Source organism: Terrimonas alba, assembly GCF_042434975.1.
Classification (GTDB): Bacteria; Bacteroidota; Bacteroidia; order Chitinophagales; family Chitinophagaceae; genus Terrimonas_B; species Terrimonas_B alba.
Genome location: NZ_JBHMQM010000001.1, coordinates 17,481 through 44,024 on the forward strand (window position 1 = coordinate 17,481; position 26,544 = coordinate 44,024).

A 26,544-nucleotide genomic window follows, 5' to 3' on the forward strand; every position below is an offset into this window, starting at 1 on the left:
TCGTTAAAGTTGAAAAATAGAAAAAAGGAAAAAGAACACCAGAAGAATCATAGCTACGATAAAACCCATAATATTCAACAAAACAAACTTGACAAAGGTTTTACCACTGCCCTGGTGGTAAAATCGCTTCATAGCCCGAAATAAGTAGACCGGCCAAAACAATATCGTTATGAATTGAACAATGCCCCAGATGCTCCAGCCAGTCATATCATCCATTTTATCCCAGAAAAAGATAAACAACAACAGGATAAAACTAAATATATAATGATGGATGGTGAATATGCCATGATCAGCATAATAAAACTCCTTTCTCCGCCTGATATAAAGCAATTTCAAAATCAATGCAAAAAATGGAAGGGAGATAAATAGTAAATATGGGAGTTTATGCAATACTGAATCCGACAAAGTGGTCATAGAAAAAGATCCTTCCTTTTTATATTTCTCGTTCAACCGGATCGCCCTTTTATTCCATAATCCTTTTAGCCATCCGTCTTTTTCACCCGCGGGCAACACTTTTTGCAAAGAATCATACTCGTGCCTGCTCTTGTAATCCCGGCCAATAGTGCTCACCATCGTGAAATCTTCCGACAAAGGAACTAAATCCAGGGCGGTCAGAGGTTTGCTGGTATCTTTTAAAATTTCAAGCTTCTTCTTCAATTTCTCATTCGCCATATCCCGCCCTAGTTTTTTTTCCACCCGTAGAATGATAGAATCTCTTGCATGAAGACTAAGCGGCTCGTTGCCTTCTGTAATTTTAAATGCATCCTTTGGATTAATCAGGCTGAAAAAGATAAGGAAAAAAATGGCGGACGTAAATACATACATCCTCACCGGGTTCAGGTAACTCATCCTCCTGCCCTTCATGTATTCAACCGATAAAAAACCTGGTTTGAATAATAAATCCTTCAGTGTAGTAAAAAACTTCCCGTCGAAATGGGTGATATCATTAAAAAAATGCGTGACCATCCCGAAAAAAGTCTCCTTGGGTTCTATGTTTTCCTGGCCACAAATGTGACAGAACCTTCCCTGTACAATCGTTCCGCAATTGAGACAATTTTTTTCTTTTCGTTCCGGGCTGTGAGACATGTAAAAATTTTTCTAAAAATAAGTACTAAAAATACAAGAACTGGTTTCTTTTTCGTTACTGCAGAATTCAACTATTTTTGAGCCGAATCAATATCAGTCTCTACATGAAAAACATCCTGGTTTTTATTGCCCTGTTCCTGACAATTTCCTCTTTTGGCCAATTTTACTACAATGATATTGCTGATGCGCGGGCCATCAGCGACAGGATGAAAATTTACCTAAATCAAAAGGTAAAAACCGTAACAGCCACTGGCTATGACGCCCGCAATGTAAAAACAACGGACTTCAACGAATGGCAGGAAATTGACCCATCCAAAAAGATTCTGAAAATTACAAGCCGAAACGGTCAGCAAATAACCCGCCAGTCGTACCAATTTGATGACCAGCTGAAACTTATCGGCATAATTGACTCGTCAAAAGACATAAAAAGTACAACCGTATATTCTTATAATGGAAAAGGTAATATTGTCTCCATCAAAACTACTACTACTGATTCGTTGAAAGACTTTTCTGAAACCATTGAGCATTCCTATATCAATAATGCCGCGGGCAAACCTGAAAAACTTTGGCGGATCACCAATGGTACAGATAGCATGGAATATCGCTTTACCGTGGACGATAAAGGAAACGTAATTGACGAGCATTTGTACAGGCGGGATGTTGCCTTTGACCCTATATATTACTATTATGATGATAAAAACCGGTTGACGGATGTTGTCCGTTATGACAAGAAATTAAAAAAATTGATGCCTGACATGCTCTTTGAGTACGATGAGTCTGACAGGGTGATTCAAAAAATGAATGTGGTATCATCCAACCGGCCTGACTATATCATCTGGCGATATATCTTTAATGAAAAGGGTCTGAAGACCAAAGAAGCGCTGTTTAATAAACAAAAAGAGCTCACCGGCAAAATCGAATACGCTTACACTTTCCAATAAGACAGTGGGTCTATAACCAGCTTCCAAACATTTCTATACGATAGTTGTTATAAATAGCTGTATTTACTACCAACTGAAAATAAAATATAATAAGTATGAAGTATAGAAATCTGGCCAACACAGGTGAAAAGCTTTCTGCCATTGGCCTTGGCTGCATGGGTATGAGTTTTGCCTACGGCCCGCGGAATGATGCTGAGTCCCTGGCCACGCTTAACAGGGCACTCGAACTGGGTATTAACTTCTGGGACACGGCTGATATGTATGGCTTTGACCACAATGAAGAGCTAATTTCAAAAATATTGGCGCCCAACCGGGATAAAGTATTTATTGCAACAAAGTTTGGTTTTCGCCAAAGAGAAGGAAGCACTTCCAATTTTGCCGGCACTTCTGCCACCTACTTTGATGGTTCTCCCGCTTACCTGAAACAGGCCGTGGAAAAGAGTCTAAAAAGATTAAATATAGAGACGATTGATCTTTATTATGCCCATCGTATCGACCCTAATGTGCCCGTAGAAGATATGGTTGGAGCAATGGCGGACCTGGTGAAAGAAGGAAAAGTAAAATACCTGGGTTTATCAGAAGCCTCGCCTGCTTCCATACGTAAGGCACATGCGGTTCACCCAATCGCCGCACTGCAAAGCGAATATTCGTTGCTGACAAGAGATCCCGAGAATGAGATATTAAAAACTGTCAGGGAACTAGGAATTACGTTTGTTCCTTACAGTCCACTGGCAAGAGGTCTTGTCACCGCCACTCTTGGCGAAAAAGATTCATTGGCAGCGGATGATTTTCGCAGAACACTTCCCCGGTTTGACAATGAACATTGGGAGAATAATAACAAGCTGGTCGAAGAATTTGCGGAACTGGCCGCTTCTAAAAAAGCCACTCCTGCACAACTAGCCCTGGCCTGGGTACTGGCGCAAGGTGATGACATCATCCCAATACCGGGCACTAAAAAAAGAAAATACCTGGAAGAGAATGCAGCAGCCGTCGATATTACACTAACATCTAAAGACCTGCAGGAAATAGAAACCCTGATAGCAAAATATCCCAACATTGGTCAACGCTATAGTGATGGCGCTATGAAACTGGTGAATCATTAATTCAAATTTATCTTCAGCATCAGGAGCCGCATCATACGATGCGGCTTTTTATTGTGTAATCATGCAACTGCTTTAATAAAAAATTTCTCACATACGATTAAAGCAAAAATTTATACAACTAATACGTTGAATATTCCGGTTTAAGCATTTCGCCAGTAAACAACCGGGTTGCCACAAATAGTTTCGTGTCTCCAAAAAGTTAGTTATAGCTGGTATCTGTGGCCCGATTGTGTTGAATTCTTTATGTACCCTGCTTTATCACTTCCTTTTTCATCCTTCGAAACCATTCTATCGCTTTGACCACATCAAAGACGGGACGACTTTTTATACTTAACTCTTTAAACCTTTATGAAAAAGATTTTTACTTTTCTAGTGCTCTTGCTGTTTACACAAGCATCCGTATTCGCTGCACCACCAACGGTTACCGGCAGCAACTTAAAATTCAGTGACCTTGACGGAAACAGGTTCTCTACCAATTTTACCACGGGAAATGGTGTTTACCGAATAATCGTCATGAAAGAAGGCAGTCCGGTTACAGGTTTGCCTTTAAATGGAAGAGAATACAGCAGCAATTCTAATTTTGGAACAACCGGCACCGAATTTACCGGGCCGGGAGAATTTGTTGTAGCGAGCAAAACTAGCTGGAACAGCTTTATTTTTCAAAATTTAAAACCCGGAACTACTTATCACCTCGCCGTATTTGAATACAATGGGACCGGCACCAATGCTGAATACCTGATGTTGCCTCTTACCGGCAGTGTGTCTACCGTAACAGCGCCAACAACACAGGCAGCATTCACAACATCAACTGCCATTGGTAATGCTATTACGTTAAATTTCACAAAAGGAAATGGCAGTGGTCGTTTGATACTTGCTCGAAAAGCGGCACCCGTAAATGCATCGCCAGTTGACCTTACCTATTATTATGCAGAAGAGAATTTTGGCAGCGGAACAAAAATCAATACTGACAATTTTGTAGTGTACAAAGCAAATGGAATATCCACTACTGTAAAAAATCTCGAGCCGAACACAACTTATCATTTTTCTATTTTTGAGTATAATGGCAACTCATCGCCTGTATTTCTAGACCCGGCTGCGACAACTTCATTCGTCACTCATACCGGGCCTACAGTTGCATCGTCGTCCATTGGTTTAAGTTATGTAGAAGGAAACAGTTTCAGAGTAGGCTGCACACAAGGTAATGGTGCAAGAAGATTATTTATCATGAGCAAAAATGGGCCCGTTACAGCTGCACCTGTCAATGGCATAAACTATGCGGCCAATAAAGTTTTTGGAACAGCGGGCACAGAAATTGCTCCCGGTGAATTTGTAGTAGCCGCCATCGCTGGCAATTCTGTCGACGTCACGAACCTGGAAGGAAATACGCTTTATTATTTCAGGATATACGACTATGATATTGATAATGCAGGCAACACCTATTATCTGACCAGCAGTTCCGCGATAAAAACAGGCAGCACGGCGCTTATACCAACTACCATCGGCTCCAACCTGAGATTAACAAGCCTTACAGGCAGCAGTGCTTCTATCGGGCTTACACATGGCAACGGAGCATACCGAATGGTTATAGTAAAAGAAGGAAGCCCTGTTGACGCCGTACCCTCCGATTATTTAACTTATGCAGGCAATACCAATTTTGGCAGCGGCACTCAAATAACTCCGGGCAACTATGTCACACATGGTCTTATCAATGGTAATCCTTTTACCATAAACAACCTGAAACCTGGCATCACTTATCATGTGGCTATATTCGAGTTTAACGGGAATTCTGCACCGGTTTACTCCAGAACGGGGGCAACGTTTAGTTTTTCAATACCAGTAGAACCCACTGCCTGCGCCACTTCTCCCTGGACCACTTTTACCGAAGGAAGTTCGTTCAGGCTGGTGTGGACAAATGGCAATGGCGCCAAACGGATTATTATTGCCCGCAAAGGATCTGCGGTGACAACGATGCCTGTTGATGGAACCATTTACAGCGCCAGCCCGAATGTGGGCGAAGGCTCAGCTCTTTCTGCCGATGAATTTGTGGTATATGACGGCTCTTATTATTCTGTTGACCTGAAGCAAATGGATATTAGCAGTACTTACCACTTTGCAATAGTTGAGTACAATTTGGGGGCCGATGGCAAACCTGATTATCTTACCTCCTGCTGGTTGCCGGCTTCAGCCTCTACTGCTACCTGGCCCACTACCCAAACTACCATCCAAAGTGCGACTGGCATACAAGCCAGCCAGGCCACTATTAATTTTACAAAGGGTAATGGAACAAGCCGCCTGTTTATTATGCGTGAAGGCGCTGCAGTAAATGTGGAGCCGCAGGACCTTATAAAATATACTTACAACGCCACCTTTGGTACTGCGGGCACACATATCAGCGATGGCAACTATGTTGTAGTCTCTTCCAACGGCACTGGTTCTTTTGCTGTATATAACCTGAAGCCATTGACAACGTATTATGTCAGTGCTTTTGAATTCAATGGTTCTGCTGAACCTGCCTACCTGCGTGGTATTTCTTCCACGATTAGTTTTACTACTATTGATGTCCCGGGAGCTACGGTGCCCACGACACCTTCCCTAAATCCTGTTTTCACTGGTATCGATGGAAATAAACTGACATTTAAATGGACCAATGGCAATGGTGAAAAAAGAATAGTTGTCATGAAAAAGGATGGCCCAGTGAGCTTTGTCCCTGTTGCTGCAACAAGCTATACCGCCAATGCCGTATTCGGCACAGGCACTGATCTTGGTGACAACGAGTATATAGTTTATAATGGTATAGGCAGTACGGTGGACATTACCAACCTGCAGCCAGCCTCCACGTATCATTTTGCCGTTTTTGAGTATAATGGTACTGAAAGTTTGGTGCGTTATCTTACCAGTTCCACATTAACAGCCAGCTCCGCTACCGCGATGGCACCTTCTGTTAATAGTCATGATATAAATGCATCAACAACTATCAATAGCCTCACCTTAAGCTGGCAAAATGGAAATGGAAGCGGACGTATCGTAGTGATGAAAGAAGGATCTGCAATAACGGCAACACCTGTCAACCTTAGCGTGTACCCTGCCAATGCTGTTTTCAAAAGTGGTTCTCAACTGGCCGCAGGTGAATATGTGGTTTATGCCGGAACAGGAAACTCAGTTACTATTACCGGGCTTTCGCAGAACACTTATCACTACAGCATATTTGAATATAACGGTGTTAGCGCACCGGTGTATAACACAACTGCATTAACCGGCCTTGCCTCCGTTGGGTCTACTCTGCCTGTTAACCTTGAATATTTTGTCGCACGGGAAAAAGACGGAAAAGTTATTCTTAATTGGGCCACGTCGCAGGAAATTAATAACGAGCATTTCGTAGTGAAGCGTAGCAAAGATGGTAGTATTTTTCACTCTATCAAGATCATTAAGGGCGCTGGCAACAGTGATGCTACACTGGAATATTCTTATACAGATGACTTAACCAACGATGCAGAAAAAATCTATTACCGGTTGAAACAGGTAGACATCGATGGCCGGTACACGTATTCAAAAGTTGTAGTAGTAAACATCCAACAATCAAAAAATAGTATCAACATTTATCCTAACCCTGTACTGGATCATTTTACAATAAAACTGCCAGCCAGTATTACACAAGCAACAGTTATCTTATACAACAATAACGGTGCAGCTTTAATCACGCAGAAGATCAATACAGCAAAACAATTCGATGTAAGACATTTGCCCAATGGCGTCTATTACATTTCGGTACAATATGCTGATAAAAAGTATCGGCATACATTAATCAAGCATTGATTAGGGTCTAAATATAAAAGCCGGAAGTTTCTACTTTCGGCTTTTGCTTTTCAATCAGAAGCCGCTTAAATGCAAAAGTGGAACGCTGATAATGCTGATTATTATGATTTACTAAGATAAAATCAGCGAAAATCATCACTATCTTAACATGGCTGCGCCTGCCTGCTGACAGGCAAGTTCTATTCTGAAAAATTTAAACATCTTCTTAGAAAGATAGCTGATCAAAATTTCCAACCCAGGCCAATCAAAGGCAAGTTATCTTCTTTGGAAGCGGCGTATGTAAATGTCAGTACCATGCGACGAAGCGGTGATATCCAAAAACCTGCACCATAACCGCTCACCCATTTATTACTATCGTCATTGTCAGCCCACACTCTGCCGGTATCATAAAATCCGAGAAAGCCCAATGATCCGGGAAAGAGATAGGTTTTGAAATTCGCTATCCGCCATCTCAGCTCAACATTATTGTAAAATTTCGACTCACCGGCAAACCTGTATTTTCTGTAGCCACGCAAATTATCTTCACTGCCGAGGTATTGCGCCTGGTAAAATTCAAAATCTCCAAAATTGTGACCACCGCCAACTCTATCCACCAACACTAATGCATTTTTTACAAGACTGATATAAAAACTGAGATCAGAATTGACTTGCGTGACATCATACTTCGTTTCATTCAATCCCGATAAATAGCGAACCCTTGTCTGCCAGAATATTCCCTTTTCGGGCAACACTTTGTTATCACGGGTATCAGCCGTCAATGAAAATTTAGCACCAACATAGGATTGCTTTGTAAAGGCGGTGCTTCTATCCAGGTCATCATCAAACTCCTGCACAATCCGTCTCTTCCTGTTGTTCTTGTCGGTGGAATCCATTTTAAAAAACTGGAATGTCGGTCCCAATGTCACAATAACTTTCTCTGAAAAATTTTTACGCAGCAATAAGGAAATGTCTCCCAGGTTATACCTTGTCCAATAATAACGGAACTTACCCGGTTTTGACTTATCATAAACCGTTGCATTGCCGTAGCCAAAAAAGTTGGTGATATTGGGGGCCTGGATATCTGTTTCAAACAACAGATCGGATCGCCTGCCAAACGTCCCGATAAACTCGGCATTATATTTAAAATTGAAAGCCTTTGTCCGCAATGCATGATTCAGCGTAATGGTGTGGCTGTTTTTGTAAGGCGTTTTCCTGAATCCATGATGTATGACCTTGAGCCAACCACCCAGGTAAACTCCATCATCCCGGTTGAAGCCCACGGACAAAAATGGTATTACCTGGTTGTATTTATAATAGATCGGGTTATAATAATTGGCCATACTATCTTTTGCCATTTTATTTTTCAGATTACCAACGATCGTATTGTTGCCTGGCAAACTATCATAAACAATTCCGCCTTTACCCGACGAAGCTGTATTTTCAAATACATCTTCGCCATCACCACCGATCATGCGGATCTTGATTTTATCATTGGATCCCTTGATGACAAACTTATCATCGCCGCCAAATCCATATAAGTTCAGCTCCTTTGTGTCACCGGGATCAAACAACCTTTCAAACATTTTGATATCTCTTTCGCCCCCCTTACTAATCTTATAGACCTGCAGCAAAACGGATCCATCTTCATGGCGTGAAATATCAAACAGTTCTTTTTTATCACTGCTGGTGACGTCAACGATTTCTGCGAGGAATTTGTAATACTCCATCACGTCCGCTGCCAGATATTTTCGTCTTTCTTTTAAAATAGCAATGATCTTGTCACCTGAAATATTTCTAATTTCAGGTGGTTGTTGTGCGATCGCTTTTTCAATAACAGCGTCTGTCATTTTTGGAAGAAAAGCATCTACAGCATCCCGCCAATCTTTTTCCGTTAAGCCATTCAGGAAAAACCGGTCGAGATTGCGGGCAGCAAAGTTGAAGCGTTTTATGTTCTTTGTCCTGGCTTTGAGTCCTTCCAGTTGCGGCACCAACCAGGGCCATTGCACAATATGTGGTAGCACTCCCTGGTTAATATAAAAAGCCTGGTCTCTGTCTTTGGGAATGGGATAAAACTGTTTGCCTTTGTCTTTATCGTAAGCTCCCCATTCCCATTGTCCTTCATGCCTGTCAAAATCCATGACGAACATGTCCAGTATTCTTGCTCTCAATAATGCATGCTGATCGGCAGAGTTATCATTATCATCCCGAAGTTTCTTCACCACCTCTTCGGTGTCATAATCTTTTTTTACGGAGTCCGGTGTTTTCTCTTCCAGGTAGGCCAACAGGTTTTTGAAATCTTTTCGATGCTCACCGAGTTGGGGATCATCCGGTATATACACTACCCTCACTTTAAGATAAGGCACACCTGCCGCCTCAGCCAATGTTTGCATTGACAATGCAGCATAGGGATATGAAGCCGAAATACCATCCGCTACCAGGTCTTCTGCTGCCTCACTTTGCAGATCGGCCGGCAATGTTTTGCTGGTAATAAATTTTTGAATCGATCTGAAATTATATTCCTTTTTATTGGCATTTTCCAGGCGAAGTGAACGGGTTTGTTTGCCACCGCCCCGTTTTACCGGGGTAAGTCCCCCGGCCTCCGTAGCAAGATTGATCACCGGAACTTTTACCGGTGTCAACCATTCCCGCCGGTAATTAGCGCCCATCCAGAATTTTCTGCCACCATTGATTTTAAATAATGTTGAGCCAGGTACCGTAATTGAGTCATTGTTTGATTGGGCGAACGAGTCGGTAAAAGCAACAATAAAGACTAAGGATAATAGCCGAAGTAATCTCATAAATGATCTTTTAATAATTGAGCAAACCAAATTATAGGGTAATCGATTTAAGTCTCAATAAAATACTAATCCTCACTAAACCAAATTATATTCCAATTCAACCTCTTCTTGTCAACAAATAGAAATTACATATTAAAGCTATGAAAAATCGGACTGCCCCGGAGAATTTGAAGTGAAAGGGGGAAGTTCTTCTACAGGAAAGCATTTTCCGTCGTTCATGAGATACAAGATTGCACTGGAAAAATAAAGCTGGCGAAGTGTATTGCCGTCCCAAAAAACGAAATGAAAGTTTCAATACTTGTGCCGTTAAGCTGTTCGTTACTATAGTCCTGACTTAGTTGCGGCGTTAATAGGTATATCCGTATAGAGAGTATAGCTTATAGTAAAATAGCCTCCGGGAAAACCTGAGATTACATTATTTTCTTTATTATCTTTCTTTTGATCTCATCGGTACAGTGCTCCACAAATGTATCAGCAATAATAGTAATCTGGCGGAAGTCCAGCGGCTTTGTAATAAAACCAGCATTGTATTTTAAGGCAAACTCCCTGTCGTCGGGAAGAGAGGACGTGGTAAAAAGAACGACGGGAGTATGTTTAAACCGATCCATGCTTCGCAGCTCTTTCAGTGCTTCTTTGCCATTCATTCGTGGCATATTAATATCCAAAATGATTAAACAGGGCGCAGGCTCTATCGGGGAAAGCGATTTTAAATACTGGACAGCTTCGACACCATCGTTTGCCGTTACCAGCTCAATATTCTCAGCATATTTTTCAAAAGCGTCTTTTACGATCATCAGGTCATCCGGATCATCGTCAGCATATAATATGGAATGTTTGATGAAGTCAAAATTGCTTATCATGAATTGGGGGTTGCGTCAAAAATAAAATAAAGTAAACACACCTGGTAAAATGTTTTTTCTTCTAACAGCAACTGATGAGTTCTTCAATATCCATTTGATGCAGGTAAGCATCGAGCCGGTTAGTTGATTCAAAACAACGTATCCTGCTCACAACCCGCCGGTATTTTTTATATATGATCTCTACATAAAAACTATTGAACTGGTATAAAATTTTATACTGTGATTCTTCCCTGAGTTTACCAATAAAAGTGCCTTCTTTGTAAAGCAGGTCCAGTTGTTCGCATTGGGTAAGCAAGCTAAATTCAAATAGTTTCATGGTGTATAACGGTCTTTGTTGTGATGCAGGGGTAAAGTTAATTTAAATGACTAAGGACGCAACATGATACCACGGTTGCCAGCGGCAGTAAAAAGATAGTATAACAAAAAAGGATAATCCGAACCTATCGAACTATCCTTTTTTGTGCCCAGGACTGGATTCGAACCAGCACGTCCTTTCGGACACCACCACCTCAAAGTGGCTTGTCTACCAATTTCAACACCTGGGCAATTATTTCAATCTCTTCAGAGATTCTTTTCCAATGCCTGATTTCAAAAACTTCTCTTTTTCTCTTGCGTCAACTCTCGTTTGAAAAGTTTCGGTATAAATAAGCACAAATGGCTTGTAAGCTTTTGTACTTCGGTTTTCCCCATTGTTATGCTCTTTAAGCCTCCTTTCAATATCTCCAGTCAAACCAACGTAAATATAATTCCTCACCTCACTTCTTATGGCATAGACTATGAACATAAGTTAACCCAAAGGGACTGGTCTACCAATCCTGCCTGCCGGCAGGTTCAACACCTGGGCAGACTAAGTTCTAAAGTTTACCAATTTTTGAAAGTTCAATCGGGCAACTTTATGGGAGTGCAAATATAACAGATATGTTGGAAAGAAGAATATTGGTGCTACCCAAATTTCGCAAACCACAAACCCACCCCCATCGAATATTTCCTTATGCAAAATTGCTTCCTCCCCTCCGGGGAGGGGAGGTAAAGTTTTTTAGAATATTTCCCTTGAACTTGCGAACTTTTAAACCTGTCTGCCGACAGGCAGGCCAGTAAACTATTGAACTATTTCTTCAGCATTATTCTAAATGTCGTTCCTTTTCCCGGCTCTGATTGCTTGACAAAGATCTCTCCCTTGTGATATTGTTCTATAATGCGTTTCGAAAGACTTAAGCCTAGTCCCCACCCTCTTTTTTTAGTGGTGAACCCGGGTTTGAAAACCTTAGAAATATTTTGCCGGGCAATCCCCTTGCCGGTATCCGTCACATCAATGATCACTGCTTTTTTTTCATCCCTGATATCCACCTTGATGTATCCTTTTCCCTCCATCGCATCCAACGCATTCTTCAAAAGATTTTCAATCACCCAGTCAAACAAAGGAGCCGAAACAGTAGCATTGATGGATGATTTGCCATATGTATTGACCACGAAACTTACGGAACCCGGTGATCGCTTCCGGATATAATCCACCATATCACTCACCTGTTTTACAATATCGATTACATCCAGTTGCGGCTTACTGCCAATTTTTCCAAAGCGATCGGATACGAGACGCAGTCTTGTTACATCCTTACCCAGTTCCTGTGCAATACCCTGCGTTTCGGTTTTCTCTTTCATCACTTCTACCCAGCCCTCCAGCGATGATACGGGTGTTCCCAATTGATGTGCTGTTTCCTTTGCCATACCGGCCCATACCTGGTTTTGCACCGAACGATAATTGCTGCGCAATGTCAGCAGCGTCACGATAATAAATAATCCAACTATCACCAGTTGCACCAGCGGATAATAGCGTACTTCGTTTTGCAGTTGTGACTCACCATAATAGTATTTAGTATAAGTAAGCGGTTCCCTGGTGATTTCAACCAGCACGGGCGGATTGATACTTCCAAAATGCTTTACCATTTTGCGCAGGTAGTTGCTATCACGGGCCACTTTGACGGAATCAAGGTTGACGTACTGACCCGACGGATTATCGTTCTCATCGGTTTCAATAATCGGGATGTCTACATTGTCCCCGGCAATCTGGTTGGTAAAAAGCAATACATTGGGATCCTCACTCAGCGCTTTTATTTTTAACGATTCTCCAAAAGCTATAACCCGCCCTCTTTCTTCTTTGGCAATCTTCCGGGACACATAACGGGAATAAAAGATAGTACCTGTAACAATCAGTATGGCAATCATCGCCAGTCCTATCCGCCAATTTAAAAGTTGCTGAAACATGTTCTCAATTTAACAAGGATAATTCGTCCCGTTCATTTTATGTGTAAATATTAAGCTTTCTTACCATTCCCAGCAAAGACGGGATGAAAAAGTTTCTGTACGTTTGAACAAATTTATCAATAAGCATTGATGCCTTTACCGAAATGTGCTATCGTCATTCTTAACTGGAACGGGAGAAATTTTCTTGAACAGTTTTTGCCTTCTGTTTGCAGGTCCACTTATGGAAATTATGACCTGGTTGTAGCAGACAACAATTCAACAGACGATTCCATTTCATTTTTAAAGCAGCACTACCCTTCCGTTCGCATTATCAGCCTTGCCGAAAATTTTGGTTTTGCCAAAGGTTATAATGAAGCCCTGAAGCAGGTTGATGCGGATTATTTCATTTTATTAAACTCTGATGTTGAAGTAACCCCCGGTTGGATAGAACCCATGGTCGGTTTGCTGGAAAACAATGCTTCCATAGCAGCCTGCCAGCCGAAGATTCTTTCTTTTCACAATAAGAAAATGTTTGAATATGCCGGTGCTGCCGGTGGCTGGATCGACAAATATGGTTATCCCTTTTCGAGAGGCCGGGTTTTCGATACCTGCGAAGAGGACCGGGGACAATACGACCAGGCGGCCCCTGTTTTTTGGGCGAGCGGCGCCTGCTTATTTATCCGGGCTGCCGTTTTTCAACAAATGAATGGCTTTGATGATTTCTTTTTTGCTCACCAGGAAGAGATTGATCTGTGCTGGCGCATGCAACTGGCGGGATATAAAATTTATTCCTGTCCTGCTTCTATCGTATATCATGTAGGCGGAGGAACGCTGCCAAAAGGAAATTCAAAAAAGACTTTTCTCAACTTTCGAAACAATCTCATCATGCTTTCCAAAAATGTTCCGTCTTCCAAAAAAAACTGGCTCATTCCTTATCGCATTTTGTTGGACATGGTCGCTGCGTTCAAAGAACTGTTATCAGGTGATGCAGGCTACTTCAGGGCCGTGATGAAAGCGCATTGTGCATTTATAAAATGGCGATTTTCTCCTGCGAAGAATAAGACAAGTGCAATCATAAGCCCTTCGAAGCTGGATGGATATATTTCAAAAAGTATAATCTGGCAATATTTTATCAGGAAGAAAAAAACCTTTTTTGAAATTGCGGATAAAACAGGATAATTATTTATTTTGAACCCCTATTTTTGCACCACAATTAATCTCAGCATGGCGACTATCCAAAACGAATATCAACAAGAACTGCAAAAGGTACAGGACAGGGATTTTACACATAACTGGGTTTCTTCCTCCGCTTTTCTTTTTTACCTGCAGATAGCCTGCGTGGTAGCATTTATTTTAGGCGGTTGTTATATGCTCAGCACCAAACGCTTTGAGAAGCCAAAAGTGCCGATCCAGGAAAGCACCTTATACACGCCAAAGTATAAATAATTTTAGCTAAAAAATTTTTTTGCAAAAGCTGATATACCTATTTTTGCACCCCCTTAGTTCTTTGGACATCGGAACTCTGTTCCGATAAACTTTAATCCGGAACAGAGTTCCGGAATCCATAAGCGGAAGTAGCTCATTTGGTAGAGCACGACCTTGCCAAGGTCGGGGTGGCCGGTTCGAGCCCGGTCTTCCGCTCTGAAAGTCCTTCCTCCTTTGGCGGAGGGATTTTTTTTTCGTTCTCGTTGAGAATCGAATGCCCTAGTGGTGGACCTGCCGGCAGGCAGGATTGGTAGACACGTCCCGATTACAATCGGGATGACCCACAACGGTCGCAACGGTTCAAAATAATTTAGTTCTTGTTATTAATAAAATGATTGCCCCGGTGGTGGACCTGCCTGACGGCAGGCAGGATTGGTAGACACGTCCCGATTACAATCGGGATGACCCACAACGGTCGCAACGGTTCAAAATAATTTAGTTCTTGTTATTAATAAAATGATTGCCCCGGTGGTGGAATTGGTAGACACGCAGGACTTAAAATCCTGTGACCCGCAACGGTCGTAACGGTTCAACTCCGTTCCGGGGCACAACTTAAAAGCGACGCAAGTCGCTTTTGTTGTTTTATGTACTTTACCTATATTTTATATTCTGAAAAATGTGATCGCTATTACATTGGCTATTGTTCAGACGTTTTGAAACGATTAGAAAGACATAACGCCGGAATGGTAACTGCAACACGAAACTGCAGACCTTATTTGATCAAAGCAACAAAGAACTTCTCAACAGAACTGGAAGCAAGGAAACAAGAACTCCGGTTAAAAAAACAAAAAAGCAGAAAATATCTTGAATGGCTGGTTGCAGGCAATTGGTAGACAGAAAGCCGGATTCGAACCTCTTTAACAAAAAAGCCCCCGAAGAATCGGGAGCCTGAGATTGAAACGAAAACCAACTATTTTGAATTCATTACACAGCATTCTTTTGTTCCTGTGTTTTAAGCCTGACTTTATTTAAGTGTACCAAAAATACTAATGCGGCAATCAGCATTATCACGGCTGCCAGGTAAGCGATAAAAAAGCCATAATCTTTTTGCAGCGACAGCGGCCTGTAGTCTGTTTTCTTTACCGCAGGTTTGGCAAATGGCGCTTTCTCTTCACCGGCAGGTTTCGCCTCTGATTTTATATACTCCACAATACTTTTGATATGATCATCCGTCAGATCAGGATGATCGGGCATTGGCACATTATTAAACTGGTTAAAAACGGCCACCGCATCTTTGTCACCGCTTTTTACCAGCGTTTGTGATGAATGCACAAATTTGATGATCCAGTCAATAGAGCGTCGCTGATCCACGCCGGCCAAAGCGGGACCGGTCATTGCCTTATTTATATTGTGACAGGCAGCGCAGCGGCTGGTAAAAATTGTTCTCCCTTCTTCAACCGGCGGAGCTGCATGTACCAGGATTACTCCGCTCAATAATAATAGCAGTAGTGGTAATTTCTTACAGTTCATGTTTTAATTTTTTTATATCGTTTACCAATTGTTTCACTTCTGTGTCGCTGGTGCCATCATAGTAGCCCCGTATTCTCTTTTGTGGATCGATCAGCACCAGCCTTTCGCTATGGATAAAATCATTCGGACCACCATCACCATCCGTTGCCACGATCATAAAACTGTTACGGGCCAGTTTGTAGATCTCTCTTTTATCACCGGTCAGCAGATCCCACTTCGCCGTAACAATTCCAAACCGGTCTACATACGTTTTTAACTGTGTGGCACTGTCACTTTCGGGATCAACACTAAATGAACTCAGCCAGATGGCACTGTCATTTTTAAATTCCTCATTGACCCGCTTCATACTGCTTGTCATTTTCGGGCAAATGGTTGGACAATGCGTGAAGAAGAAATCTGCCACCACAATCTTATCATCCCACTGCTTTTCCGTTTTTACAGTCCCATCCTGGTTCACCAACCGGAAACTACCAATGTGATGATCTTTTGTTTTACCAATGACCGGCAATGCTTGAAACTTTTTTTCGTAGAAATTCAGCAAGGCCCAGGCGCTGAACGGCAACACAAACACGGCTACGATGAACAATACTATCGTGGATCTTTTTTGCATTACTTCTTAACTGACGCTTCCGGTACAGGGTTATCTATATTGAATCGTGGAGAACCCGGTCCACTGTTTTTATTTACATTATACAGAGCGGGGACATAAGCCAGCAGGATGATCACCAGCATAGTCACCAGCCAGGGTTTAAACCTGTCAAAAATGGGTACTCGTTTTTCATCATGATAAGCTTCACTTACCGGTATCTCCAACTCTCCTTCCACTTTCTTTTTGCTGAAAATGGTAGCGAAGAAAATAATGATGAAAAGCATACCGGCAATAAACATGATGATACCACCCAGCAAAGCCAACAATGTAGTCGGCACCCAGTCGCTACGGAAAAGTGGGTTTTCAGGATCGAGATAAGAAGTGCCGAGATTGGTTCTCCGTGGTTCGCCACGCAAACCACCCCAGCTCATACCGAAAGAAAAGATCAGCATGCCTATTACCCATAAATAAGGAATGATGGTATTGAGCTTTGGCAACGCAATTTTCTTTCCACTCAGTTTTGAATAAATGTATAAGCTCATACCCACAATACTCAGGAACACCGGACCAGCTACGGTCATGTGAAAGTGCCCCGGCATCCAGGCCGTATTATGTACTACTGTGTTTAATGAATAAGAAGCATTGATGATGCCGGTAACGCCACCGAATACGAATAAAATCAGGCCACCGATAAAATAGGCAAACAAAAACCTGTTCTCGTCAAACCAGGGGAGCTTTGCCATCCAGCCAAACAATCCTTTGGCTCCTCTCTGCCTGCCTGCATATTCCAGCGACGCAGCCAGTGTGAAAGCAGTGATAAAGCTTGGTATTGCTACACCATAGGTCAGCATGCCATGAAAGAATTTTACACCTTGTGTAATAGTCGGATCGCTGTATTGGTGGTGCACACCCACCGGAATTGAAAACAATAAGAACAGGAACAACGCAACTCTCCCGGCAAGATCAGAATATAATTTACCACCAGCCACTTTTGGAAGAACGGTATAAAACATGATGTAGGCAGGTAACAACCAGAAATACACCAGTGCATGGCCAAAGAACCAGAATAATGTTCTTGCCAGGTTCACATTCACGGTATCTGTCCATCCCATGGACCAGGGAATCAATAATACCAGCACTTCATAGGCTACAGCCAGTGTACATACAAACCAAATGATAAAATTGATGAGGGTGCCTAATACCGCTAATGGTGTTTTGGTTTCAGGATTTTCTTTTTTCCATTGATTGTACATTCTTGCCCAATCAAACAAAGGAATCCATGATCCCACGATTAGCAGAGCAGCGCCGAGATAGAACAAAGGATGTGCTTTCAATGGCGGATAAAAAGTGTACAGTACAGATGCTTTACCGGCCAGCATGGCCCAGGCTGCCATCAGCACACCGGTCAGCATAAGCCAGAAGCTAAGCCACATTAATTTTTTATTCGGCTCTTTTTTAAAATAGAAAGCGATCGTCACATGACCAAAAGCCACGGCAAAAAAGGTAGTAAGTACCAGCGCATTGATCACACCGTGCAACGTGAGACCCTGGTAGTAATCCAATTTTGCAAAAGCACTTTGGTGCAAGACACCGGCCCGGTAGATTGTTTGCATCAGTCCATGATAAATGCCTATGGTCAATAATGCTACGGGGATGGCCAGTTCAAGAAAGATGACTCGTTTGAATGATTTTGATACTTGCATGTTTGTTAGTTTCGATTTTATTTAGCTTCAGGATAATTGACGATCACCTGCGCCCGCATGTTTTGGTGACCTACGCCACAATATTCATGGCAAACGATATCATATACGCCGGGCTTATCAAACTTTACCGTTGTCTTATTGACAGCTCCATGAACTGCCATCATATTGATATTTTTTTGGGCGATATTGAAACCGTGCACCACATCTTTTGAAGTAAGGTAGAAGTCCACTTCGCTGCCAACGGGTACATATATTTCAGATGGTTGAAACTGCCACATGGAAGCCACAGAAAATACCTGGTAGGTAGTTGAGTCCAGTTTATTGATCTTCGGTTCTTCGTAGGCCTTGTCGTACGGCAGGCACTCCGGTACATCGCTTTTATATTTTCCCTTTGCATAGAGCAATGAAAAAACAAACAGGCCAATCACCGCTAAGGTGATCGCCACTACTTTTTTTTCAGATTTGTCGATTGTCATAATCAGTTAGTTTTAAACTCGGTCGATCATTAATAAATAGATACCATACCAGAAAAGCAGTGCGAGGATGACTAACAGGATAAAGAAAGCCATGGCACCTTTGGGAATAAATTTTTCTTCGTTGGGTGATTCCATATTTGTTGTTTTTGACATTTCGGAGACAAAAGTATCCTGCACTATTTCCGCAAATGATGATTCAAGGTATTCGGACCACATGATTTTTATCAGGTGGGAAAATGAGGATCGTCAAGCTGGTTGATCGAGTGTTTAGTCTTACTTCCGGATGATTAATATCTGCCTGGTATTTAACCTTAATCATATGATACGAAATGGATGCAGATGACATTTGCTAAATGAATACTACAAGCATCAGCCCGCTATTGGTAAGAAAGTACAACCAGCCCGTACCCCGCTATACCAGTTATCCTACGGTCCCTTTCTGGTATGATAACATCGATAAGGAGAAATGGAAAGGACAATTTGCCCGGCAATTTGATAAACAAAACGCAGCCAACGGCATCAGCATTTATATTCATCTGCCTTTTTGTGAATCACTATGCACCTATTGCGGTTGCAATAAAAAGATCACCCAAAATCATTCTGTGGAAGAAGAATACCTGGCAGCCATTGAAAAAGAATGGAAACTCTATCGCCGGTTGATGAGTCAAACTCCTGTTATAAGAGAAATACACCTGGGCGGTGGCACCCCTACTTTCTTTTCGCCGCAAAATTTAAAAAGACTGCTCGATGCCATACTCAAATACAGCATCGTTCATCCGCAACATGAATTCAGTATTGAAGGACATCCGAATAATACGACCAAACAACATTTGAAGCTTTTATATTCTCTGGGCTTTCGCCGGATCAGCTATGGTGTGCAGGACCTTGATCCCGAAGTACAGCGGGTCATTAACCGAATCCAACCTTTTGAAAATGTAAAGCAGGCTACTGAAAATGCAAGAGCAGCCGGCTTTCGTTCGGTGAACTTCGATCTGATCTACGGTTTACCCCTGCAAAACATCCAAAGCATTGAAAACACCATCAACCAGGTGATCACCTTAAAACCGGACCGTATCGCCTTTTACAGTTATGCCCACGTACCATGGACAAGCCGTGGTCAACGGTTATTTAATGAAACCGACCTGCCCGGCGCTGAAGAAAAAATCCTGTTATACCTGAGGGGAAAAGAATTGTTGACAGCACATGGATACACTGATATTGGCATGGATCACTTTGCGCTGCCGCATGACGAACTATTCGTCGCAAAACAGAATGGTAAGCTGCACCGGAATTTCATGGGTTATACCACGCAAAACAGCGGACTTTTATTAGGACTTGGCGTATCCAGCATCAGCGATCTTGGTAATGCGTTTGCACAAAATGACAAAACATTGCATAACTACTATGCGCTTATAAACAAAGGCGAGCTGGCTGTCACCCGCGGTTATTTTTTAAATGAAGAGGACCTGGCTTTCCGTCAATACATCAAAGACATTTCCTGTAAAGGAGCAACTGTATTTCAACCGGAACATCTCCCCGTATTACAGGAATTCTGTTTCCCGCAATTGGAGCAGTTGGCTGCAGATGGTTTAGTAGAATTTGATCTGCACCAATTAAAGATTACAGAGGAAGGGCATTATTTTATTCGAAATATTTGTGCTGCTTTTGATTTGTATCTCCAACGGGGCAGTTCATTAACCAACAAAGAGACTTTTAGTAAGGCGATATAAGAAGATTTTTTAAACCTTGTTGGTGAATCCATAATGATCAGCCAAGCGGATCGTTGTATAAAGCATCTTTATTTAATAGATTTGGCTTATGAAAGCATTGGTCATAACTCCAAAAGACGATAATGAATTTAAATTTCTTTCCGATCTTTTAAAAAAACTCGGTATTAATTCTTCGTCATTGACCCAGGATGAGTTGGAAGATATCGGTATGTCTAAACTAAACTATTGCGTGAGGTTGACAAAACAAAAAAAATCAGCCGGGCTGAAATAATGAAAAAGCTATCCGCCTGATGAAAGTCGAATTTCTAAAGAAATTTTCTAAAGACCTGGATGACCTTAACACAAAATCAGTAAGACAATCTCTGATAAAATGCCCATCGGTCGTTCAAGTCTTGGTCTTGAACCATGCTAATGTTTTTGTCTTTTGTTAAAAATAGCTTCTGAAGAATTGAAAATATGGTGACAGGTTTTGCCGGCACAAAACAGAATCCGGCAGGATGACCGATACCTCAAATATTTAGCAGCCAACGTCGCAACTCCTATTCAACCGGTGAGCTGTTGCATACAAGCACAAGCTTACCTGTCACACCTCCTTTACCGAGCAGTTCATGTGCTTTTCTGGCTTCGGCAAGCGGAAATTGCTGTGCGATGAGCGGTTTGATTTTGTGATGTTGAAGCAGATCAAACAGAGCTGTCAAATCCTGTCGAAAATATGCCGGTTTCAGTCGCATGAGCGTTTGGATGCTGTAGGGAACCACCCGTCTGCGGCTTGGAAGAATCCAGCTGAGGGCAATATACAACCCGAAGATGGAGATGGCACGAAAGCGATGACGGCGCCCCGAACGTCCTAGGGTTGACCGCCCCCCACGCAGCGAGCCGGTAAGACCAAAGGCCACCACCCTACCGCCATGGCGGAGCGCCTTGCGGGATAGCCAGATATGGGAGCCACCAATGCTTTCAAAAACGGCGTCCACACCATCACCTGTGAGGCGGTGAATTTCCTTTACGAAATCCTGGTGTTCGTAATCAATAGGGGTACAACCCATATCGGAAACAGCCGCCGCATCGGCTGATGTACAAGTACCATACATTTCCAGCCCGGCGAGGCGACCAAGCTGCAGGAGAGCCGTTCCAACTCCGCCTGCCGCACCGTGAATCAGCACACGTTGGCCTTGTTTGACTTTTGCAGAACGGTGCAGCATTTGATAAGCGGTGATGTAGTTCAAAACAAGACTGACTGCTTCGGCGTAATTCAGTCCGGCTGGTACATGCACCAGGCTGGTTTGCGGCAGGCAGACAAATTCTGTGTATGCACCAAAGATCGGAAGTGCAGCAACTATCTGACCTGTTTGTATTCCTGAAACACCTTCGCCAAGGCGATCCACCATACCAACCAAATCCCAACCCGGTGTAAAAGGTAGCCGTGGTGTTTCAGGATGAATGCCTTCCCGCATCATAACGTCGGGCAAAGAGACGCCTGCTGTCAACACTTTTACTCTTACTTCACCTTTCTTTGGCTCGGGACATTCTTCTTCAACTACGCGGAGCTCATCAGGTCCGCCGTAGTGAGTGATGAGGATGCGCTTATATTTCATGACGTCATTCCTCCTTTGCTGTGCATTGGTTTATTATGCTCAGCTTTTTGATGTTTGCAATGAGAGAGATTTAATGATCCGCTTGTTTAAAGGTAATTATGAAAAACCTGAAAACTCCTGACGATGATCAATAGTAGGATTGACAATCGCAATTCATCTGAAGCCCCACTTAGGTGTACTTTCAGTATAAAAAAAGTAAGGTGATGACTAATTGCTCTTTGGTCACATGGAATCTTGCCTGTCGGCAGACAGGTTCACCATAAAAATTTTCATCGCGGATGGTATGAATTTACTCGTCCGCCGCGGCGGATTATAGTTCATTTCTTTTGTTATCAGAATGACGATCCTGTATCAGGCTTAACAATTGAGGTCAGAGAAGCTCTTTATAGTAATAAGAATATTTTCAGAATAGCAATCATGTTTGAAAAATGATGAACACTTTTCCTGGAACGTCTTTTCATAAATGTAAAAATCCGCATTATGACGATTGAAGAGGAAAGAGTAAAAACGGCAAATTGGAGAACATGGGGGCCTTATGTAAGCGACCGGCAATGGGGGACGGTGCGGGAAGATTACAGCGCAAACGGCGACCCCTGGAACTATACCACACATGATATGGCCCGGAGCAAAGCATATCGTTGGGGCGAGGAAGGCATTGCAGGTATTTGTGACGATGAACAGCTTTTGTGCTTTGCATTATCACTGTGGAATAAACAAGATCCGATTCTCAAAGAACGCTATTTTGGATTGACCAATACCGAAGGCAATCACGGCGAAGATGTGAAGGAACTTTATTACTACCTGGATAATACGCCTGCACACTCATACATGAAAATGTTGTATAAATATCCCCAGGCATGTTTTCCGTATACACAACTTCTTGAAGAAAATCGCCGCCGGTCTAAACAAGACACCGAATTTGAACTTATTGACACCGGGGTATTTGACGACAACCGGTATTTTGATATCGTAGTGGAATACGCCAAACAATCACCACACCATATTCTAATTCTGATTTCTATCTATAACCGGGCAAGCGAAGAGAAGTCCATTCATGTACTTCCTACCATCTGGTTCCGGAACACATGGGCCTGGGGACATGATACTAACAAGCCCCAATTAAATTCCAATAGAGCCGGAACCATAGAGGCGTATCACCAGGCCCTGGGTCAATATTACCTTCGGTGCCAAGACTTACCCGAATCATTGTTCTGTGACAATGAAACCAATATTGTTCGTCTCTATGGACATGCTGGAATCAAAGGCTATTATAAAGACGGCATCAACGATTATCTAATCCGGGGCACTGCAAGCATCAACCCTGGAAAAAAAGGCACCAAAGCTGCCTTCAATCATGACCTCACTATTCCTGCCGGTGAACATATTGTCATTCGCTTATCTCTGTCGCAGGATTCGAATTATGACTTTGAAAGTTTTGATCAAATCTTCAATCAACGGAAAGAAGAAGCTGATGCTTTTTACCGGAAAGTTTTGAAAGATGAAAAGAATCCGGATATCATCAATATCAAAAGGCAGGCGCTGTCAGGCCTGTTGTGGAGTAAACAATTTTATTATTACGATGTGCATCAATGGCTGAAGGGTGATTCCGGACAGCCTCCACCACCTTCGCAGCGATCGGAATTACGGAACACCGATTGGAAACACCTTCACAGCAAAGAAATTCTTTCGGTACCTGACAAGTGGGAGTTTCCCTGGTTTGCCGCCTGGGACATGGCATTTCACTGTTACGCCTTGTCAATCGTGGACAGGGAATTTGCCAAAAGTCAGTTATTGTACATGGTAAACGAATGGTACATGCACCCCAACGGTCAACTGCCGGCTTATGAATGGAACTTCAGTGACTGCAACCCTCCGATTCACGCCATGGCCATTTGGGAAATTTACAAAGCTGAAAAGGAAGCTAACCAGGGCAAAGGGGATGTGTTGTTTTTGGAAAAAGTATTTCATAAGCTCATGCTCAATTTTAACTGGTGGGTAAACCGAAAGGATGCAATAGGTAACAATATTTTCGAAGGTGGTTTTTTGGGGCTGGACAATATTGGCGTGATAGACCGGAGCAACCCTTTGCCCAATGGCAGGTATCTCGAACAGGCAGATGCAACAGGTTGGATGGCTATGTATGCACTGAATATGCTTCGCATTGCCCATGAGCTTTTATGGCATAATCCCGCTTATACTGAGATAACGTCGAAGTATTTTGAACATTTTCTTTACATCGCTGGCGCCATGAATGGAGTAGAAGGAAATTTATGGGATGATGAGGATAACTTTTATTATGACCGCTTGCTCCTGCCCGATAATATATCTGTATCCCTAAAGATCAGAAGTCTGGTGGGTCTGATACCACTCTTTGTGGTAGAAACCGTAGCAGACAATGAAATAAAACAAGATGAATTTTTTGATAAGCGCAGAAAATGGTTTGAAGAATACCGGCCTGACCTGGCCGAACTTGTTTCGCACTGGAATAAAGTAAACAAAAATGATACTCATCTCTTCAGCCTGATGCGGGGCTTCAGAATGAAGATGACATTGAAACGTTTATTGGACGAAAATGAATTTCTTAGCAATTATGGCATTCGATCCCTTTCGAAATTTCATTTGGAACATCCTTTTCATTTTAACGAAGGAGATCAGGTTTACACAGTAAAATATACACCCGGCGAAAGCGACAACAATATGTTCGGCGGCAACAGCAACTGGCGGGGACCTGTCTGGTTGCCTATGAACTGGCTGATAATTGAAAGCTTACGACGATATCATATTTTTTACGGAGACGATTTTAAAGTGGAATGTCCAATCGGGTCCGGCAGTTACATGACGTTAAACGAAGTGGCCGATGAATTGAGCCGCCGGGTACTCCGGATCTTTGAGCGAAATGAAGAAGGCATCCGTCCGGTATTTGGCAATTTGAAAAAACTGCAAACAGATGAGCATTTCAGAGATCATCTGTTGTTTTACGAATACTTCGATGGTGAAAGTGGCAGAGGCTTAGGCGCCTCGCATCAAACAGGGTGGACGGCTTTGATTGCAACTTATTTTACAAACAAGTAAATAGCAAACAAGAATGCTTAAACTTGGAATCAATGACAGGTTTTTTGATTGTTTCGGGATATTGAATGGTTTGTGCGATTGAACGATAGTTTACCAACTGACATAATAGAAGAAAAGAAATAAGATGTTTCATCTTCGAGTCATTTTGCCACTTAACAAAAAATCTTTACTTTCTCCTTCTGGCAGAGGGTATTTACACGGCTATTTAAATCGATCATAAAACGCTTTCTCCAGTTCTTCCCGATGATCCGGATGGGCGATGCTGATCAATGCCCGTCCTCTTTGCTTGAGGTTCTTTCCAAACAGGTTGACAATACCATATTCGGTCACCACCCAATGCACATGGCCACGGGTGGTAACAACGCCGGCTCCCTGTTTTAAAAATGGTACGATACGGGACTGGCCTTTCGTTGTGACAGATGGCAAAGCAATAATGGGTTTGCCTCCTTCTGACAAAGACGCACCGCGGATAAAATCCATTTGGCCGCCTATACCGGAAAATTGATAAACACCAATTGAGTCGGCGCATACCTGGCCGGTCAAATCTATCTCAATGGCGCTGTTAATAGCAGTTGCTTTTGGATTTCTGCGTATCACACTCGTATCATTCACATACGCAATATCCATCACCCGCATTTGCGGATTGTCATGCACAAAATCGTAGAGCTGCCTGGTGCCGGCCATAAACCCGGTGACGGAACGGCCTACGTTGATTTTCTTCCGGCTATTATTAATAACACCGCTTTCCAGTAAAGGAATGATACCATCCGACAACATCTCCGTATGTATACCCAGGTTTTTATGGCCATGCAGGTTTTGCAATACCTGGTCGGGAATGCTGCCAATGCCCATTTGCAAAGTGGCTTCATCGTCAATCAGCGAAGCCACATTCTTTCCGATTTGTTTAATAGCATCCGAGGTCTTAGTTGAATAATCCACCTCCGGCAGATCACTTTCATCCCATACCATGGCATTAATTCTTTTGACATGCAAAAAACCATCGCCATGTGTACGTGGCATTTTAGGATTGACCTGTGCAATAATTATTTTGGCCGTATCAACTGCCGCTTTGGCAATATCTACCGAAGTGCCCAGCGAACAATAGCCATGCAGGTCAGGCGGCGAAACCTGTATCAATGCCACATCTATCGGTAAAATATTTCTGCGGAACAACAATGGTATTTCACTAAGAAAAATAGGTACATAATCACCATCGCTGCTATTTACCACCGATCTTGTATTAGCAGAAACAAACAAGGAATTAAAGAAAAAACTCTTTCCGTACTCAGGCTTATCAAAATCGATATTTCCGAGATTGGTAATGCTTACCAGCTCTATATCTTTCAACTCAGCATGCCGGTTCTGCAAAGCTTTGACAAGTGTGACCGGCGTAGCGGCACTGCCGTGTATAAAAACACGGTGGCCTGATTGAATATGTTGTACTGCCTGTGATGCGGACACAAACTGGTGATTGCTCATTGTGTTAACTGTTTTGTAGGGTTATGAAATAACAGCCGCAAAACTATTGAAGAAAACCGATGCCTGTTGTGAGCAATATCAGCAGGCGCCCTATATAAGATCAGGGATTGACCCGGTAAAACAG

At 42.6% G+C, this 26,544-nt stretch carries 22 protein-coding genes and 3 tRNA genes; 11 read left to right on the top strand and 14 right to left on the bottom strand.

Annotated features, from left to right (window positions below; all coding sequences use genetic code 11):
• Positions 1–3: 3 nt before the first annotated feature.
• The gene (locus tag ACFEL9_RS00070; RefSeq protein ID WP_385885007.1) at positions 4–1,086 is read right to left on the bottom strand and encodes a DUF3667 domain-containing protein; all 1,083 of its coding nucleotides are present in this window, start codon (positions 1,084–1,086) and stop codon (positions 4–6) included.
• A 104-nt stretch (positions 1,087–1,190) separates the two neighbouring features.
• Here ACFEL9_RS00070 and ACFEL9_RS00075 point away from each other — a divergent pair, with 104 nt between their 5' ends.
• From ACFEL9_RS00075 to ACFEL9_RS00085, 3 genes are all read left to right on the top strand, one after another.
• Positions 1,191–2,027, top strand: a complete 837-nt coding sequence (locus ACFEL9_RS00075) for a hypothetical protein (RefSeq protein WP_385885008.1) — start codon at positions 1,191–1,193, stop codon at positions 2,025–2,027.
• A gap of 95 nt (positions 2,028–2,122) precedes the next feature.
• Entirely contained in the window at positions 2,123–3,130 is a 1,008-nt protein-coding gene (locus ACFEL9_RS00080) for an aldo/keto reductase (protein WP_385885010.1), read from the top strand.
• 348 nt (positions 3,131–3,478) lie between these two features.
• Positions 3,479–6,943: a T9SS type A sorting domain-containing protein gene (locus ACFEL9_RS00085; RefSeq protein WP_385885012.1), complete on the top strand. Its 3,465-nt coding sequence runs from the start codon at positions 3,479–3,481 to the stop codon at positions 6,941–6,943.
• A gap of 221 nt (positions 6,944–7,164) precedes the next feature.
• Here ACFEL9_RS00085 and ACFEL9_RS00090 read toward each other — a convergent pair whose 3' ends face one another.
• From ACFEL9_RS00090 to ACFEL9_RS00115, 6 genes are all read right to left on the bottom strand, one after another.
• Positions 7,165–9,720: a BamA/TamA family outer membrane protein gene (locus ACFEL9_RS00090; RefSeq protein ID WP_385885013.1), complete on the bottom strand. Its 2,556-nt coding sequence runs from the start codon at positions 9,718–9,720 to the stop codon at positions 7,165–7,167.
• Between the two features lie 410 nt (positions 9,721–10,130).
• Positions 10,131–10,580, bottom strand: a complete 450-nt coding sequence (locus ACFEL9_RS00095; protein WP_385885015.1) for a response regulator — start codon at positions 10,578–10,580, stop codon at positions 10,131–10,133.
• A 61-nt stretch (positions 10,581–10,641) separates the two neighbouring features.
• A complete protein-coding gene (locus ACFEL9_RS00100) occupies positions 10,642–10,896 on the bottom strand; it encodes a hypothetical protein (protein ID WP_385885017.1) in 255 nt (84 codons plus the stop codon).
• Between the two features lie 145 nt (positions 10,897–11,041).
• A tRNA-Leu gene (locus ACFEL9_RS00105) sits at positions 11,042–11,125 on the bottom strand.
• A 2-nt stretch (positions 11,126–11,127) separates the two neighbouring features.
• Positions 11,128–11,364: a GIY-YIG nuclease family protein gene (locus ACFEL9_RS00110; protein WP_385885018.1), complete on the bottom strand. Its 237-nt coding sequence runs from the start codon at positions 11,362–11,364 to the stop codon at positions 11,128–11,130.
• A 323-nt stretch (positions 11,365–11,687) separates the two neighbouring features.
• On the bottom strand, positions 11,688–12,842 hold the full coding sequence (locus ACFEL9_RS00115; RefSeq protein ID WP_385885019.1) for a sensor histidine kinase: 1,155 nt from the start codon (positions 12,840–12,842) through the stop codon (positions 11,688–11,690).
• A 129-nt stretch (positions 12,843–12,971) separates the two neighbouring features.
• On the opposite strand from ACFEL9_RS00115, the gene ACFEL9_RS00120 reads away from it, so the two are divergent.
• From ACFEL9_RS00120 to ACFEL9_RS00140, 5 genes are all read left to right on the top strand, one after another.
• A complete protein-coding gene (locus tag ACFEL9_RS00120; protein WP_385885020.1) occupies positions 12,972–14,000 on the top strand; it encodes a glycosyltransferase family 2 protein in 1,029 nt (342 codons plus the stop codon).
• Between the two features lie 45 nt (positions 14,001–14,045).
• Positions 14,046–14,267, top strand: coding sequence for a hypothetical protein (locus ACFEL9_RS00125; protein ID WP_385885022.1), 222 nt, complete (start codon positions 14,046–14,048; stop codon positions 14,265–14,267).
• A gap of 122 nt (positions 14,268–14,389) precedes the next feature.
• Positions 14,390–14,462 (top strand) — tRNA-Gly (locus ACFEL9_RS00130).
• A 306-nt stretch (positions 14,463–14,768) separates the two neighbouring features.
• Positions 14,769–14,854, top strand: a tRNA-Leu gene (locus ACFEL9_RS00135).
• A gap of 36 nt (positions 14,855–14,890) precedes the next feature.
• Complete coding sequence (locus ACFEL9_RS00140; protein WP_385885024.1) at positions 14,891–15,139, top strand: GIY-YIG nuclease family protein; 249 nt, start codon at positions 14,891–14,893, stop codon at positions 15,137–15,139.
• A gap of 91 nt (positions 15,140–15,230) precedes the next feature.
• Here the strand turns inward: ACFEL9_RS00140 and ACFEL9_RS00145 are convergent, their stop codons facing one another.
• Genes ACFEL9_RS00145 through ACFEL9_RS00165 form a run of 5 tightly spaced genes read right to left on the bottom strand, consistent with a single transcriptional unit; the run spans position 15,231 to position 18,760 of the window.
• Positions 15,231–15,776 (bottom strand): c-type cytochrome, encoded by a 546-nt coding sequence (locus ACFEL9_RS00145; RefSeq protein WP_385885026.1) that lies wholly within the window; start codon positions 15,774–15,776, stop codon positions 15,231–15,233.
• Positions 15,766–16,386: an SCO family protein gene (locus ACFEL9_RS00150; RefSeq protein ID WP_385885028.1), complete on the bottom strand. Its 621-nt coding sequence runs from the start codon at positions 16,384–16,386 to the stop codon at positions 15,766–15,768. The genes ACFEL9_RS00145 and ACFEL9_RS00150 overlap by 11 nt, the downstream gene beginning before the upstream one ends.
• Positions 16,386–18,068 (bottom strand): cbb3-type cytochrome c oxidase subunit I, encoded by a 1,683-nt coding sequence (locus tag ACFEL9_RS00155; protein WP_385885030.1) that lies wholly within the window; start codon positions 18,066–18,068, stop codon positions 16,386–16,388. The genes ACFEL9_RS00150 and ACFEL9_RS00155 overlap by 1 nt, the downstream gene beginning before the upstream one ends.
• 17 nt (positions 18,069–18,085) lie before the next feature.
• On the bottom strand, positions 18,086–18,544 hold the full coding sequence (locus tag ACFEL9_RS00160) for a cytochrome c oxidase subunit II (RefSeq protein WP_385885032.1): 459 nt from the start codon (positions 18,542–18,544) through the stop codon (positions 18,086–18,088).
• Positions 18,545–18,556: 12 nt separating this feature from the next.
• Positions 18,557–18,760, bottom strand: coding sequence for a cytochrome c oxidase subunit 2A (locus tag ACFEL9_RS00165; protein WP_385885034.1), 204 nt, complete (start codon positions 18,758–18,760; stop codon positions 18,557–18,559).
• 137 nt (positions 18,761–18,897) lie between these two features.
• On the opposite strand from ACFEL9_RS00165, the gene hemN reads away from it, so the two are divergent.
• Both hemN and ACFEL9_RS00175 read left to right on the top strand, forming a co-directional pair.
• Positions 18,898–20,274 carry an oxygen-independent coproporphyrinogen III oxidase gene (gene hemN / locus ACFEL9_RS00170; RefSeq protein ID WP_385885036.1) on the top strand — a complete coding sequence of 459 codons (1,377 nt, stop codon included), beginning with the start codon at positions 18,898–18,900 and terminating at the stop codon, positions 20,272–20,274.
• Between the two features lie 88 nt (positions 20,275–20,362).
• The gene (locus tag ACFEL9_RS00175; protein ID WP_385885038.1) at positions 20,363–20,545 is read left to right on the top strand and encodes a hypothetical protein; all 183 of its coding nucleotides are present in this window, start codon (positions 20,363–20,365) and stop codon (positions 20,543–20,545) included.
• A 268-nt stretch (positions 20,546–20,813) separates the two neighbouring features.
• On the opposite strand, the gene ACFEL9_RS00180 is transcribed toward ACFEL9_RS00175, so the two are convergent.
• Positions 20,814–21,869 (bottom strand): medium chain dehydrogenase/reductase family protein, encoded by a 1,056-nt coding sequence (locus tag ACFEL9_RS00180; RefSeq protein WP_385885039.1) that lies wholly within the window; start codon positions 21,867–21,869, stop codon positions 20,814–20,816.
• Positions 21,870–22,349: 480 nt separating this feature from the next.
• Between ACFEL9_RS00180 and ACFEL9_RS00185 the strand changes: the two genes are divergently transcribed.
• Positions 22,350–24,941 (top strand): MGH1-like glycoside hydrolase domain-containing protein, encoded by a 2,592-nt coding sequence (locus ACFEL9_RS00185; RefSeq protein WP_385885040.1) that lies wholly within the window; start codon positions 22,350–22,352, stop codon positions 24,939–24,941.
• A gap of 201 nt (positions 24,942–25,142) precedes the next feature.
• On the opposite strand, the gene ACFEL9_RS00190 is transcribed toward ACFEL9_RS00185, so the two are convergent.
• Positions 25,143–26,420: an acetyl-CoA hydrolase/transferase family protein gene (locus tag ACFEL9_RS00190; RefSeq protein ID WP_385885042.1), complete on the bottom strand. Its 1,278-nt coding sequence runs from the start codon at positions 26,418–26,420 to the stop codon at positions 25,143–25,145.
• Positions 26,421–26,544 lie beyond the last annotated feature (124 nt).

Coding starts and splice junctions, on each gene's coding strand:
- ACFEL9_RS00070 (WP_385885007.1), bottom strand. CDS start 1,086: ATGTCTCACAGCCCGGAACGAAAAGAAAAAAATTGTCTCAATTGCGGA.
- ACFEL9_RS00075 (WP_385885008.1), top strand. CDS start 1,191: ATGAAAAACATCCTGGTTTTTATTGCCCTGTTCCTGACAATTTCCTCT.
- ACFEL9_RS00080 (WP_385885010.1), top strand. CDS start 2,123: ATGAAGTATAGAAATCTGGCCAACACAGGTGAAAAGCTTTCTGCCATT.
- ACFEL9_RS00085 (WP_385885012.1), top strand. CDS start 3,479: ATGAAAAAGATTTTTACTTTTCTAGTGCTCTTGCTGTTTACACAAGCA.
- ACFEL9_RS00090 (WP_385885013.1), bottom strand. CDS start 9,720: ATGAGATTACTTCGGCTATTATCCTTAGTCTTTATTGTTGCTTTTACC.
- ACFEL9_RS00095 (WP_385885015.1), bottom strand. CDS start 10,580: ATGATAAGCAATTTTGACTTCATCAAACATTCCATATTATATGCTGAC.
- ACFEL9_RS00100 (WP_385885017.1), bottom strand. CDS start 10,896: ATGAAACTATTTGAATTTAGCTTGCTTACCCAATGCGAACAACTGGAC.
- ACFEL9_RS00110 (WP_385885018.1), bottom strand. CDS start 11,364: ATGTTCATAGTCTATGCCATAAGAAGTGAGGTGAGGAATTATATTTAC.
- ACFEL9_RS00115 (WP_385885019.1), bottom strand. CDS start 12,842: ATGTTTCAGCAACTTTTAAATTGGCGGATAGGACTGGCGATGATTGCC.
- ACFEL9_RS00120 (WP_385885020.1), top strand. CDS start 12,972: ATGCCTTTACCGAAATGTGCTATCGTCATTCTTAACTGGAACGGGAGA.
- ACFEL9_RS00125 (WP_385885022.1), top strand. CDS start 14,046: ATGGCGACTATCCAAAACGAATATCAACAAGAACTGCAAAAGGTACAG.
- ACFEL9_RS00140 (WP_385885024.1), top strand. CDS start 14,891: ATGTACTTTACCTATATTTTATATTCTGAAAAATGTGATCGCTATTAC.
- ACFEL9_RS00145 (WP_385885026.1), bottom strand. CDS start 15,776: ATGAACTGTAAGAAATTACCACTACTGCTATTATTATTGAGCGGAGTA.
- ACFEL9_RS00150 (WP_385885028.1), bottom strand. CDS start 16,386: ATGCAAAAAAGATCCACGATAGTATTGTTCATCGTAGCCGTGTTTGTG.
- ACFEL9_RS00155 (WP_385885030.1), bottom strand. CDS start 18,068: ATGCAAGTATCAAAATCATTCAAACGAGTCATCTTTCTTGAACTGGCC.
- ACFEL9_RS00160 (WP_385885032.1), bottom strand. CDS start 18,544: ATGACAATCGACAAATCTGAAAAAAAAGTAGTGGCGATCACCTTAGCG.
- ACFEL9_RS00165 (WP_385885034.1), bottom strand. CDS start 18,760: ATGTGGTCCGAATACCTTGAATCATCATTTGCGGAAATAGTGCAGGAT.
- hemN (WP_385885036.1), top strand. CDS start 18,898: ATGAATACTACAAGCATCAGCCCGCTATTGGTAAGAAAGTACAACCAG.
- ACFEL9_RS00175 (WP_385885038.1), top strand. CDS start 20,363: ATGAAAGCATTGGTCATAACTCCAAAAGACGATAATGAATTTAAATTT.
- ACFEL9_RS00180 (WP_385885039.1), bottom strand. CDS start 21,869: ATGAAATATAAGCGCATCCTCATCACTCACTACGGCGGACCTGATGAG.
- ACFEL9_RS00185 (WP_385885040.1), top strand. CDS start 22,350: ATGACGATTGAAGAGGAAAGAGTAAAAACGGCAAATTGGAGAACATGG.
- ACFEL9_RS00190 (WP_385885042.1), bottom strand. CDS start 26,420: ATGAGCAATCACCAGTTTGTGTCCGCATCACAGGCAGTACAACATATT.